Genomic DNA, 12,287 nt, shown 5'->3' on the forward strand with positions numbered 1-12,287 from the left:
AGCGGCAGCGCTGAGGCAATCACGGCTACAGCGCAGAGCAGCAGCGCTGCGGCGTCGTGGCACTTTATCGGCCAAACCGCAGCGACGCGGGGCATCTGCGGGGACGCCGAAAGGCGCTATCAGTTCGACTACGGGTGGCCCTATCAGTGCAGGGGGCCGCACACCGGCGGTCTGTTCTACCTGTATGTCTACTTCTGATCCGTTCGCGGGATGACTGAGTCGTTTATAGCCGTGCATGCCGACGGACGTGCATGATCCAGGCCAGGGGCCGCTCGGCTGCCCAGCGGCGGGGTGGCCCTGACCGCAATTTTGTGATCAGCGGTGTAGACGGCTGTGGCCGTGGCATCTTGGCCGAGTGATGCACGAAGAAGAACGGGAGTGGCTGGCGACTCAGCGTCCGTCGCGCGTGCGCGAGGTCCAGGCCGGTCGGCTGGCCTGGACCGAGATCGACCTGATCGACATCGAGGGCGGGTTCGCGCATCCGTTGCGGGACGGGCTGGAAGTCTTCGGCGTCCATGTGAACTATCTGCGGGTCGGCCAGCCTCGCCACCTGGTGGCGGCGCTGGACGGCACCAGACCGATCGCGCCCTATGTGATCGTGTCCTGCCACGGCGACGAGGGACGCATCCTGATGGAAGACGTCGCCGACGAACTGGCCAGGTTCCAGCCGTTCAACGGTGCCGTCGGACCGGACCGAGTACGCGAGCACTTCCACCTGCCAGGCAGTGTCACTCTCGTCACCGGCTGCGACACGGGAGAGCCTGCGCTCGCCGAGGCCTTCCTCGACGCCGGCGCCAGCATCTATATCGCCCCTCGGGGCGGCCCGTTCGGCTATGCGAGCGTGTTCGCCCCGCTGTTCTTCTTCTACGAGCTCACCGAACAGCGCACCCCCATGGAGGCCGTCGAACGCCTGCGCGCGCACGACGACGAACTCGCCATGTGGCAACTCTACCGACGCTGACCCGAAAGCCCGCGGCCCATCCGGCTCGCATACGCGGGGTCTGTGGCCGGCGGTGATCCTCGGGGGTCGAAGCGCGCTGACGGAGCCCATTGTGTATTTCACTAGGAATGCGGCGCGCCGAGAATGTAGCGGATTGGCTCAGAAGTTTTGTTCCAAGGGACGTGCGCGGTCGAGTAGTTGCTGGTGAGGTATGAACTCCGTCTCGATGGGAGAGACGGGCCCTTGTGCTTCCTCGGTCTGCCGGGCAGATCACGGACGTACTGCGCACGAGCCCTCACAGGGGGCCGCTCGTGGGCATCGGACTGAGTCAGCAGCTGAGGAAAGAAACGAGACGTGCATATCCGAATCGCTTGTCGCTCAGTGCTCGTCGCCGTTCTGCTCTCCTTCGCGGCCGTTCCGGCGTCCGCGGCCGGCGAGGGGGCACGGGCCGACCGCTCCTGTGGCGATCTGCGGTTGACGGGCTCACTGCCCGCACCGCCCGTGGGTATGGCCGTACAGCAGGAGGTCTCGATCGGCGTGGACTGCAGGCCACGGCTCGGTAGGTTGCGGCTGACGCCGCTCGGCCGGGCCGGTGGAACCGCGGCAGGGGCCGGGATCAAAGACACCGAAAGCGGCCGGCATCGGCTCTCCAGCTGGAACGAGATATACGACTGCTGTCATATCCGCATGACCGCCCTGTACTTGACGTCGCACTGGGCCACCGAAGGCGGTCGCGTCGTGAGCGCGGGCGCCGGCGCCACCCAGCAGTGGAACCGTGAGCCGTGGGATGCGGGTTGGTCGCGGAAGTCGGCCACCGAGGGCGTAGACCGCGCCACCGGCTGCCTCGCCTCCAGCAGCGAGGCACACGCGGACTTCACCCACCGCGGAATCTTCGACGCGACCGGGGCCTGGTACGCCGACACCCACCACTCGTACGTCGACCTCAAGGCCGACGGCACCGCCTTCTGCCACTTCGAGGTGAACCTGCGTCACACCTTCATCGGCTTGAACTGGCGGCGCGGCTGCGGCTGACCGGCCCCGACGACGGCCGGAGTGCGCCGCGCCGCGCAGCAATCGTCAACTGGGCTTTCGTCCCACTTCCTGGCTCCCGTAGGACAGGGGGCGCTGCCGGCGGCACGCGCAACCCCGACAGCGTGCCGCACGGTGGGCGCCATCGCGGAGGCGAGGCTCGCCGGGATGAGCACACGTTCGGCGGCCGCGGCCCGGCCGGCTCCGCTGTGCGCAGGCCGGGGGCGGGGGCGGCACACAGCAGGGAGGGCTCGCCGCTGACCGACGGACCAAAGACCACGGTGAACCGGCTGGAACAGGCCGGCCGGAACAGGCTCTCGGTGGGCTAGGACAACGCTTGGCTCGTGCCGCGTATGGCCGTGATGAAGCCAGTGCCGGACGGATTGGCTGTTGGCCGGCCGTACTGGTCAGCGACGGCGTCCAGTGGATGGATCCGGGTGTGCCAGCCGTGGTCACCGAGCCAGTCGGCGGTCCTCGAACCCAGGCCGCCCTTCCACAGCGAGGTGATGTGCGCGACCGACGGATCGTCGAGAACGGTCTGCCCGCTGCGTCCCCGCTCCAAGACGAGCCGGCTGACCGGGGCGGACAGTTCACCGACCGTGGTGAGCAGCCCGGCCGCCTCCTCTGCGGTGAGATAGACCAGCAGGCCTTCGACGCCCCAGGCGGTTGGCTGCGCCGGGTTGAACCCCGCGTCGATCAGCCGATCGGCCCAGGCGGTATGCAGCAGGTCCACGGGAAGGGCCGTTCTGTCGCAGCGCGCTACGGCGGACTCCGCCGCCAGCACACGGTGCTTGAACTCCAAGACCGGCGGCAGGTCGAGCTCGTACAAGCGGATCCCACGCGGCCAGGGGAGCCGGTAGGCGCGGGTGTCCAGCCCGGCTGCGAGCAGGACCACCTGGTTGCAGCCGGAACGCAGAAGCTGGTCGTCGTAGAAGCGGGTCCGGATCACCGTCTGGGCCCTCAGGATCTTCGCCAGCGGACCGGGGCTGTGCGGTCGCATCGGCTCTCCCGACGCGGCCAGAAAGGCTGCAGCATACGGGTCATCGAACAAGGCGTTGCCGGCTGCGCTCTCATCAGCGCGGACCTGGGCCACGGCCAGCGCCGTTTTCGACACGGCGCTCAGCAGCTGCCACTTCGTCATGACGCCCCACCGTACAGCGCTGTCGATACATCTGTGGCGATCCATTGGGGCATTGGCGGAACACAGCTGTCAGACTCGGCGAGCACCTGCCCGAGCTGAGCAGCAACCCCCTGCTCGGGATCCGGGACGGTGAGATGATCGAAGTGCGGGATGCCCCCGGCGGAGGGCACCAGTAGGTGTCCCAGCTCCGGAAGCCCTCACGCAGGTGATCAAGGAGCTGTATGACCGCCTCCTTGTTCAGGGGGCGGGTGTAGTGGTCGGTCAGGGGCTGGTTGGTGGGCTCCCGGATCCCATCCACCGGTGTCGCAGGTCGGGAAAGGTGCGCGTGGGGTGCTCGGGGCTGTGGAGTGCGCCCGGCATACGGCCGCGGCGGGTTTGATCTGGCCGAAGGGCCGGCACCGGTGCGCCGATGCCGGGCATCTTGATGCCGGTGCGTCGTACGGCGCGGTTCCGGTCCGTTGTCACCTTCTCGTGGCGCTGTTGTGGGAGGGGGCGGAGTACGTGCGGCCGTCGTGGGCCGCCGGTGACCGTGTATGCGGTGGCTGCTGCCGGACGAGCGCCGTCGAGCCACTGCGCGGAGGAGAGGCCGGGCAGGGGGAGGCCACCCTTTTAGGGGGCGATGTCGGCGTAGTAGGCGTAGTCGCCCGAACCGCTAGCGCGTGTCTCTCTGATGGGTCGGTCAGTTGATCGGATGTGACCGTCCGATTAGTGATCACCGACGCGATGTGGGACCGGATCGAGCCGCTGATGCCGGCGGATCCGGTCCGCGGGCGACGCTGGGCCGACCATCGCCGCACTCTCGAGGCCATCGCTTGGAAGTACCGCACCAACTCGCCCTGGCGGGACCTTGCCGACGAGCTCGGCTCGTTCCAGACCGCTCACAAACGGCTGATCAGATGTATCTGGCCGCAGACGGAGGTGCCAGGCCCCTGGCCTTCGCCGTCACCGCAGGCCAGGCTGGTGATGCACCCGCCTTCGAGACGGTGATGTCCCGTATCCGCGTGCCTCGCACGGGTCCGGGCAGGCCTCGAACCCGGCCCCTGGCCGTTGGCCGACCGCGCGTACTCCTCACGCGCCATCCGCAGCCACCTGCGGCGTCGGGCATCCGAGCGGTCATCCCGCAGCCTTCCGACCAAGTCGGACACCGCCTGCGGCGAGGTCGCTTCGGCGGCCGCCCACCCGGCTTCGACAGCTCGGTGTATAAGCAGCGGAACTCGGTGGAGCGGTGCATCAACCGCCTCAAACAGTGGCGCGGCCTGGCCACGCGAACCGACAAGCTCGCGATCGCCTACCAGGCCGCGCTTCACCTCGCGGGCATCCTCATCTGGACCCGACGCTGACCAAAGAAACAGAACCTAACCCTGAGCCCCTCACCCCCCGTCCACAACTCGCCGCCACTCCCCAACAACCGCAGCCGAAACCGCCCCTGCCCATCCCTTCTGGCGAGCCGCGCCGCCGATGTGGAACGCGTCGATCCCAGCCGCCCGAAGCTCGGCCACATGCTCGAGCCGCAACTCGCCTGCAGCCTCATCCGCTACCGCAGACTCACCAACCCCTCGCACAAGGGTCACCACCCGCAAGTTGCGCGATCCGGCCACCGGACAGATCGTGGAAGTGACTGTGAAGGACCGCACCGTGCCGGAGTAGCGTGCGCAGGTCGGGTATCCGGACCGGCAGCACCGCGAACATCCCCGCAAGGAACGGTGGTGACCGTGAAGGCCACCGGCGTGAGCGGGGCCCGTGGACCTGGTCGTGCTCGCCGAGCGCTTGGAGCACAGCCCTGTTCGCGGTCGGATATCCGCTGGGTTCAGGAACGGCGGTGTCGTGGAGGCGCGAGGTCGTCGCCGCCCTTGGGCAAGGCGCGACGTCATCTGTACGGCCGTGCCATGGTGCTCCCTCCGGATCAACGCATCGGAGGACCACGTAATGATCAAGGGCTACGACGTTTCCGCATTCCAGGACGCGCACTTCCCCACCGTCGGCACCAGCTTCGCGTTCATCAAGGGCACTGAGGGCCGCTCCTACGTCAACCCCAAGCAGAAGGAACAGACCGCGCACGCCCGTGCCGCGGACCTGGTCGTCGGCTTCTACCACTTCCTGCACCCGGGCCACATCAAGGCACAGGCGGCCCACTTCGTGGAGGGGTCCGTGAGCATCGAGTACGACCTCCTGGTCATCGACTGGGAATCCAACCCCAGTGGCACCGCGGCGACCTGCGCGGAGAAAGATGCCTTCATCGCCGAGGTCAAGCGGTTGCGCGGCTCCAACCACAAGATCGGGTTGTACTGCAACCGGGACTTCTGGCGCCACCGGGACACGACCGGCAACGCCGGTGACTTCCTCTGGATCGCCGAGTACGGCGTGACCCCGGGCAAGCCCAACGTCCGGGCCGGATGGATGTTTCACCAGTACACCGACAAGCCTCTGGACACCAACGTAGGGAACTTCGCCTCCAAGGCCGAGCTGGTCGCGTTCGCGGGTGGCATCAACGGCAAAAGGAAGTAACCTTCGGGACGCTGGCGCGCTCCGCAAGCGCGAACCCGACCAAGATCTACATTGACCGCACCCGCTCGGTCCGTCGACCGAACCGGCGGATGAGCGGCGGGATCACCGCCAGGTGATCGACGCGATTGCCTTCAAGATGTGGGCCGTCGACGGCACCTGGGGGCGGGTGTTCACCGCGCTGATGGCCGAGGCCGACGCCGAAGAGCAGCCGGATCCAGCATCGCGGCGCGCATCGGGCGGTACAGCGAGAGATAGCCGTCGGCCTCCTGCTCGCCGCGCTCCCCGTAGCGGTAGACGGCATCACGGCGGCCGTCGAGGCCGTCGCGGTTGTTCCTGTGAACGTGTTGCGCCTTGTCGGAGGCCACTTCCACCGCGTCGAAGTAAGCGGCCCACTCGGCTGCGTGTGCCGGGATTGATCCACACGGTGAGGTAGGCCGCGTGCAGGGCGTCCATGAGTACGCTCGCCAGGCCCCGCCGCTGGAAGCCGGTACACCTAGCCCGGATCGTCGTGGTCCAGGGCACCCCTGACAATGAGCTCATCGACCTGTGGAACCGCTCCTGCGTGCCCCTGACGGGCCAGGGACCCGACCACCAGGGCTACCTGCTCACCCTCGCCGGCCGGGAATTCGCCGCGGGCAGGTTCACCGACATCTCCTTCACCCGCGCGCCGGTCGACGTCGTCTTCCCCGAGGACGGACCGGAAGGCCAAGGCGGCCGCGCAGGTCCTGGCCGAATTCTGGAGCACCGGCGACCCCACCCCGGCACGCCTGCGTGAGGTCCTGCTGCCCGTCATGCGCGAACACTTCGCCACGGGCACCGACCGCTTCAGCGACGACGGTGTGCTCCTCGTGGCCCGCCCCGGCCCGCCCTCTGACCGGATGTCTTGAGCGCAAGCCCCGTCCTTTAGGACTCCGTCGGGAAACCCGTAAACCGGTGATGATGAGTGTGCCGGGCTGCCATGATCGGCCTGTTCGCTGATCGAGGGTGGGGCTGGATGTCGCTGGAGCCGCGGGCTGATCGCGGGGTGCCGGAGCTGACTGCGCGGGTCGTGCGGGCTTCGTTTCCGAAGGGGACGCTTGCGGTCCGTGTCCGTGAGGCGCTTGGTCCGTTTGTTCGCGGACGAGTCCTTCGCCGAGGCGTTCCCCGGACGGGGACGGCCCGCGGTTTCGCCCGGGGCATTGGCGCTGGTGTCGGTGCTGCAGTATGCCGAAGGGCTCACCGACCGGCAGGCCGCTGACCAGGTGAGGACCGGCTCTCCGGGCTGGCTGCGGGAGATCCCCGCTGTCCAGGTCCTGCGCCGGGCCTGGGTCGAGCAGTACCACCGTGATGGCAAGGGGTGCGCTGGCGGGAGGGCAAGGACCTCCCGCCGGGCAGATGCCGGCTCTCCTCGCCCTACGACCCCCGACGCCCGCTACGGCGTGAAGAGGGGCTCAGGCTGGTGCGGCTACAAGACGCACCTGAGCGAGACCTGCGAACCCGATGTCCCCCATCTGATCACCCAGGTGGTCACCACGGACGCGACAGTCGCCGACACCGAAGTCACCGAGGCCGTCCATCAGGGCCTGGCCGCACGGGAGTTACTGCCTGGCGAGCATGACGTTGACGCCGGCTATGTTACCGCCGCGCACATCGTCACTGCCCGGGACGGATCGAGCTGCTGGGGCCGGTCGGACTGGATACCTGCCACGAGAACCACGAGGGCGAGCACTTCACGCAGAGCGCGTTCACCGTCGACTGGCAGGCCCGCAAGGTCACCTGCCCCGAGGGCAGGATCAGCGCCAGCTGGTCAGACCAGCGAAAGAGCAGCGGAACTCCCATCACGCGGGTGCACTTCACCTCCCAGGACTGCGGCAGTTGCCCCGTGCGCATGAAGTGCACCAAGGCGGCGGACGGCAGACGAGGCCGCAGTCTGACCCTGCTTCCCCGGGACCAGCAGCAGGCGCTGGAAGCGCGGCGCCGCGAGCAGCTGACCGAGCAGTGGCAGCAGCGTTACAACATCCGCGCCGGCGTGGAGGCCACGATCTCCCAGGCGGTCCGGCGCACCCGCATCCGCCGGACCCGCTTCACCGACCTGCCCAAGACCCACCTCGAACACGTCTTCGCCGCCACCGCCATCAACATCATCCGACTCGACGCCTGGCTCACCGAAACCCCACTCGGCCAGACCAGGACCTCGCATCTGGCCCGACTTGACCTGGCCGCATAGAGGCCCGCCTACACCCGGTTCACGGATTTCCCAACGGAGTCCTTCAGGGCCGGGAGGATGTCAACGAATCCAGGCACCGATCCGGCCCGGGGCGGGGAACGCCCGTCACAACCCACCCCGGCCGGTCACCACGTGCCCGCTCGCACGGCTCGCATGGAGGAAACCGCCCCCGATGACCACGACACCGCTCAAGCTCCCGCCCGACGAACCGGCCCAGAGCCCGGCCGTGGACGACCGCACCCGACAGGCCGGTGAGGTTTGCTCCGCCGGGACGCCCGGCTGCCCCGCCACGAACCCGGGCGGCATCCTTCACCACGGCGCCGGCGGCCCCACCCCCTTGTACGCGCATCTGCGCGCGCACCATCCCGTCTTCCACGACCCGCTGCTCGCATCTCGCCTGCGCCGAGGTCGTGCAGGTACTGCGTGAGGCTTTTGCCCTCGGCGGCGGCAGCGCCAGGCGGCGCGGACGCCCTCCATTTCCTCGTCGCAGAAGGACACGTTCAGTGATGGCACGACCCGTGGTACCTAGTCGATACCACGCTCCTCTAGGCAGGTGAGCGGGGTCAGAGCGGGGCGACCATCACCAGCGAACAGATCCGATGGAGGAGGGATCGGGGACGGCAGCAGCCGGGATGATGGCACCGAGGTGAGGTGACGCGCTTCCACCGCTCTGGCCGCGTCCCCCCGCCCCTGCCGGCACCGGGCATGCCGCCCCCGCATTCCCCAGTTGGTTCACTACGTGAACCAACTGGGGCGCAGAGCACACGGGGAAGGCCGAGATCGGCATCAATCAGGGACAGGTCAGCCCGCCGGGACGTTCACCGAGGTGCCCCCGCGTCCCGAGCCGGAGCAGCTCTTCTCCCATGCGGATGACGACGGCCATCTGATCGCGTTGCCTCGCCGCGCTCGCAGAAGGCGGCGGCCCGGAACAGAAGACCATCGCTTCCACCTGCAGCGACGGTCTCATCACTGTGCCCCCCGATGAAGATCCCGACCGAGCGGTGCCGCGCATGCGACAGCACTTTGGTCCGGCGCCTGCCGGTCGCCGACGCCGCGCACCGCCCCGTCGGCATCGCCTCTCTCGGCGACGTGGCGGTCGAACGGGACGCGGAATCGGCACCCGGGGATGTGAGCGCGCAGAGTCGCCCCGTAGGCCGCAGCCGAGCGAAACGATCTTCAGGTGTGTCTTCCCGGTGAATGACGCGCCGGGCCTGGCCGGTATCGCGGCAGCAGCGCTCGACAAGGCGCACACCACACTCCCCCCCCGTACGCCGGGCGGCCCGTCCGCGCCGGCCCGGTTCCCCGTGCTGTGCTGTGCCGCTTGGGCATGAGTGCCGCATGCGGCGGGTGAAATAGGTGCACAGGGGAACTCGTAGGGCGCACATCACTGCTTCCCGAGGAGTGAGTGGTCATGTCTACGGGAACGCTTCTGGCGATCATCATCCCGATCGTTGTGGTGGTCGCCCTGGCTGCTGTAGCGATCTCACTGATGACGCGACGCCGCCATCTCCGTGAGCGTTTCGGCCCGGAGTATGAGCGGACGGTCCAAGGCGCGGACAGCCGGATGGCTGCTGAGCGCGAGCTGAGGCAGCGCGAGCGGCGGCATGACTCGCTGGAGATCAAACCGCTGCCGTCCGCCTCGCGGGATCGCTACACACGTGAGTGGACCAGCGTCCAGCAGGAGTTCGTGGATCAGCCGGAGGATGCGGTCCACGACGCGGACCGGCTCGTGACTTCCCTGATGCACGACCGCGGCTACCCGACCGAGGGGTTCGAGCAGCAGATGAAGGACCTGTCGGTGGAGCACGGCCGCACCCTGGAGCACTACCGCGCCGCTCACGAGGTGGAGAACCTCAGCACCCGGAGCCAGGCGACGACCGAGCAGCTGCGGGGCGCCATGGTGCACTACCGCGCCCTGTTCGACGAGCTGCTTGCCGACGGTGGCGGCCGGGCCCAGCCCGCCCGGTCCTGACCCGACGACGATTTCGCACGGAGGCGAACATGCACCGAAACGATGACATGGGCCGCAGCGACGGCCTGTCCACTGACGATCTCGCACAGCCGGCCGGCGGGGAAGCGGGCCACGCCGCAGAAGGAGCGCCCGCACAAGCGCCCACCTATCCGGGTGAGGCCACGGCCACCCCCACGGACACCTCCGCGGCCGGAACAGAGAGCCGCGGCAGCGAGTCGACCACTGACGCCTCCGAAGCGGCGCCCCCCGACAGGTCACAGGACGAGGAGCTGCCGCAACTGCTGACGGACGACGAGGGGCGAGGCTTCCGCGACCGCTGGCAAACGATCCAGAACCGGTTCGTGGACGACCCCCGTGAGGCCGTGCACGACGCCGACACCCTGGTCGCGGAAGTCATGCAGACCCTGGCCACCACCTTCGCCCAGCACAAGAAGGACCTCGAGGGCCAATGGGGCGAGGGCGAAAAGGTCGACACGGAGCAACTACGCGGGGCGCTGCGCCGCTACAGGTCCTTCTTCAACCGGCTGCTCAGCACCTGATACCGCTCAGCACTCAGCACCTGATACCTCAGTGCTCGGGCCTGCGGCTATGGTGATGCCGGGCACCTCCCGGCACGGATGCCCGACGGGCGGACCGTGCAGCTCCCTGTTCATGGCCTGGCGCTTCTCACGCGCACGGAGCCCAGGCAGCTCTCCATGACGGTGTACCGGGATCTCGCGGTCGCCCGCGGCGTAGCCGACAGCAACAGACGACGATCCCGGGCCCGGCCCGGCCCCCGGCCGCACGCCGGATGTCGTGGGCGGCGTCAGCACACCGTTGCTGCTCTTGCCTCTGTATGCCGCTCACCTTCGCGTCCGGCCGTCCGACTGCTTCCCGCCCGCCCCGCCGGCGGTCGGGGTGGCGAGGTCCCGCCTGATGCGCTGGGCGAGCTGTCGTGCGACGTACCGGTGGTAGCGGTAGTTGGGGTGGATCAGTGCCGGATCCCCCCATCCACCTGCGCCGACCACGCCGATCTTCTCGCTGTACCCTTCCACCCACTTCGTGTCGCGCGGAGCACAGGCGTCTTTCCCGACGGTGGCGTGGTGCGTGTCGACGAACTGTGCCGGCACCCCCCGCGCGTCGGCGCTCGCCGTCGCGGAGGCCATGACGGCATTGACATCGTCGAGGAGCTGGCGCAACCAGTCGAGGTCTTTCCGCCCGAGCGTGAACAGCTCCTGGGAGTTGGGGGCGCACGTGCCGGTGTCCTGAGGGATCACAGTGGGGTAGCCGACCACATAGATACGTGCGTGCGGCGCCCTGGCGTGCAGCTCGCCGAGCAGTGTCCGGTACCTGCCGGCCAGCGCCTGTCTCGGCCCGTCGAGGCCGGGGTCGTCAGCGGGCAGGCCCAGGCCCGCGTATTGCCCGTTCCTGAGGTTGTCCTGGCACCGGCCGGGATTGTCGTCGCCGGCGGCGTCTGCTTCCAGGCACGCGGTTGCCAGGAGGCTGAAGTAGTCGTTGCCGCCGATGCCGACGGTGACTACGTCCGTGTCGGGGCGCACCGCGTCGATCTGCGGTGCGCGCAGCGGGAACGGCGTCAGTGGATCAGGCTGGGGTATGCCGAACCTGTCGAGCGATGCGTGTCCGGTCGGCCTCTGCGGCGTGTCGAGGATGTCGTCGGTCCTGGCTCCTCCGCACGTCACATTCACCGTGCGCCCCAGTCGGCCTGCCAGCTCGTCCTTGAGCACGTAGGGGTAGGAGCCCAGCGTCTGTTCGCATCCCGACTTCCCGGCTTCGTCATGCTCCGCAGGATCACCGGCGAGGCGGGTGTAGCCCGCCGAGTACGAGTCTCCGAGATTGACCATGCTCAGCATCGGGGCACGCATGCGGGGCCCGTCCGTGCCGGCGCTCGTGCCGGCTCCCGCCCCCACTGTGCCGGCAAGCGCCATAAGCGCCGCACCCGCAGCCATCGTCCTCTTCTTGGAACGCACGAGTCGTCGTCACCCTTCAGCAGGGGCAACTGCTGTCGCCCTTTAACGGACCTGTCCCCGCGCGCGAGACCGACACGCCCCGCATCACCCGTATGCGGCCGCCCTGGTCACCCTCGCGGCCGGTGGTACGCCGGGTGCCACGCGCGCGCTGCACCGAAAGGAGCGAAGCCCCCGCCCACAGTGCCGCGTACGCGACTGCCGCTGCGGTCAGAGGCGGCCCGGTCTCACCCGGCGCAACCAGACACCCAGCTGCCCCTGAGCACGCCGGCTCATGACCGACTGCCGGCCGACCCGGCCGTGGACGGTGGACGATGACCTGGGGGCGCTCATCGCGCCGCTCCTGCCGCCCCGGCCCCTGAAGGCTCCCGGCCCGCGGCCGGTGCCGGACCGGCTGTGCCCATCCCGTACGTGCTGCACGACGACGTCGCCTGGCAACTGCTGTCCCTGAAACCGGGGTTCGGCTCGGGCCGGACCTGCCGGCCGCGGCTGGAGCGGTGGCGGCCGCGGCCGTACGAGCCCTCACCGGG

The 12,287-nt window shown here is 68.8% G+C and carries 10 protein-coding genes and 4 pseudogenes; 9 read left to right on the forward strand and 5 right to left on the reverse strand.

Annotated elements, in window-relative coordinates; genetic code table 11:
- The first annotated feature begins 358 nt into the window (after positions 1-358).
- The gene (locus JK361_RS38810; RefSeq protein WP_201827510.1) at positions 359-961 is read left to right on the forward strand and encodes a hypothetical protein; all 603 of its coding nucleotides are present in this window, start codon (positions 359-361) and stop codon (positions 959-961) included.
- Positions 962-1,627: 666 nt separating this feature from the next.
- Positions 1,628-1,972: a hypothetical protein gene (locus JK361_RS38815; RefSeq protein ID WP_201827494.1), complete on the forward strand. Its 345-nt coding sequence runs from the start codon at positions 1,628-1,630 to the stop codon at positions 1,970-1,972.
- Positions 1,973-2,294: 322 nt separating this feature from the next.
- Here the strand turns inward: JK361_RS38815 and JK361_RS38820 are convergent, their stop codons facing one another.
- Positions 2,295-3,110, reverse strand: coding sequence for an SAM-dependent methyltransferase (locus JK361_RS38820; protein ID WP_201827496.1), 816 nt, complete (start codon positions 3,108-3,110; stop codon positions 2,295-2,297).
- Between the two features lie 693 nt (positions 3,111-3,803).
- On the opposite strand from JK361_RS38820, the pseudogene JK361_RS38825 reads away from it, so the two are divergent.
- A pseudogene (locus JK361_RS38825) lies at positions 3,804-4,450 on the forward strand (transposase).
- Between the two features lie 30 nt (positions 4,451-4,480).
- Here the strand turns inward: JK361_RS38825 and JK361_RS41840 are convergent.
- Positions 4,481-4,630, reverse strand: a pseudogene (locus JK361_RS41840) (copper homeostasis protein CutC); the annotation flags it as partial.
- A 406-nt stretch (positions 4,631-5,036) separates the two neighbouring features.
- Here JK361_RS41840 and JK361_RS38830 point away from each other — a divergent pair.
- Complete coding sequence (locus JK361_RS38830; RefSeq protein WP_201827498.1) at positions 5,037-5,615, forward strand: GH25 family lysozyme; 579 nt, start codon at positions 5,037-5,039, stop codon at positions 5,613-5,615.
- Between the two features lie 170 nt (positions 5,616-5,785).
- On the opposite strand, the gene JK361_RS38835 is transcribed toward JK361_RS38830, so the two are convergent.
- Positions 5,786-5,986: a hypothetical protein gene (locus JK361_RS38835; RefSeq protein WP_201827500.1), complete on the reverse strand. Its 201-nt coding sequence runs from the start codon at positions 5,984-5,986 to the stop codon at positions 5,786-5,788.
- Positions 5,987-6,066: 80 nt separating this feature from the next.
- Here JK361_RS38835 and JK361_RS38840 point away from each other — a divergent pair, with 80 nt between their 5' ends.
- From JK361_RS38840 to JK361_RS41850, 3 genes and pseudogenes are all read left to right on the forward strand, one after another.
- Entirely contained in the window at positions 6,067-6,390 is a 324-nt protein-coding gene (locus JK361_RS38840) for a hypothetical protein (RefSeq protein WP_201827502.1), read from the forward strand.
- Between the two features lie 219 nt (positions 6,391-6,609).
- Positions 6,610-6,862: pseudogene (locus JK361_RS42910) on the forward strand (transposase); the annotation flags it as partial.
- A gap of 425 nt (positions 6,863-7,287) precedes the next feature.
- Positions 7,288-7,821 carry a transposase gene (locus JK361_RS41850; protein WP_236054578.1) on the forward strand — a complete coding sequence of 178 codons (534 nt, stop codon included), beginning with the start codon at positions 7,288-7,290 and terminating at the stop codon, positions 7,819-7,821.
- Positions 7,822-8,009: 188 nt separating this feature from the next.
- Here the strand turns inward: JK361_RS41850 and JK361_RS42800 are convergent.
- A pseudogene (locus JK361_RS42800) lies at positions 8,010-8,334 on the reverse strand (hypothetical protein).
- Positions 8,335-9,232: 898 nt separating this feature from the next.
- Between JK361_RS42800 and JK361_RS38855 the strand changes: the two are divergent.
- Together JK361_RS38855 and JK361_RS38860 are read left to right on the forward strand one after the other, a co-directional pair.
- The gene (locus tag JK361_RS38855) at positions 9,233-9,793 is read left to right on the forward strand and encodes a hypothetical protein (protein ID WP_201827505.1); all 561 of its coding nucleotides are present in this window, start codon (positions 9,233-9,235) and stop codon (positions 9,791-9,793) included.
- Between the two features lie 29 nt (positions 9,794-9,822).
- Complete coding sequence (locus tag JK361_RS38860) at positions 9,823-10,332, forward strand: hypothetical protein (protein ID WP_201827507.1); 510 nt, start codon at positions 9,823-9,825, stop codon at positions 10,330-10,332.
- Between the two features lie 303 nt (positions 10,333-10,635).
- Here the strand turns inward: JK361_RS38860 and JK361_RS38865 are convergent, their stop codons facing one another.
- Entirely contained in the window at positions 10,636-11,760 is a 1,125-nt protein-coding gene (locus JK361_RS38865) for an SGNH/GDSL hydrolase family protein (RefSeq protein ID WP_201827509.1), read from the reverse strand.
- Positions 11,761-12,287: the final 527 nt, after the last annotated feature.

This window comes from Streptomyces musisoli (assembly GCF_016741855.1).
Taxonomy (GTDB): domain Bacteria; phylum Actinomycetota; class Actinomycetes; order Streptomycetales; family Streptomycetaceae; genus Streptomyces; species Streptomyces musisoli.

Bases quoted from the DNA above. Each gene is read 5' to 3' on its own strand.
- JK361_RS38810 (WP_201827510.1), top strand. From the start codon at position 359: ATGCACGAAGAAGAACGGGAGTGGCTGGCGACTCAGCGTCCGTCGCGC.
- JK361_RS38815 (WP_201827494.1), top strand. From the start codon at position 1,628: ATGACCGCCCTGTACTTGACGTCGCACTGGGCCACCGAAGGCGGTCGC.
- JK361_RS38820 (WP_201827496.1), bottom strand. From the start codon at position 3,110: ATGACGAAGTGGCAGCTGCTGAGCGCCGTGTCGAAAACGGCGCTGGCC.
- JK361_RS38830 (WP_201827498.1), top strand. From the start codon at position 5,037: ATGATCAAGGGCTACGACGTTTCCGCATTCCAGGACGCGCACTTCCCC.
- JK361_RS38840 (WP_201827502.1), top strand. From the start codon at position 6,067: ATGAGTACGCTCGCCAGGCCCCGCCGCTGGAAGCCGGTACACCTAGCC.
- JK361_RS38855 (WP_201827505.1), top strand. From the start codon at position 9,233: ATGTCTACGGGAACGCTTCTGGCGATCATCATCCCGATCGTTGTGGTG.
- JK361_RS38860 (WP_201827507.1), top strand. From the start codon at position 9,823: ATGCACCGAAACGATGACATGGGCCGCAGCGACGGCCTGTCCACTGAC.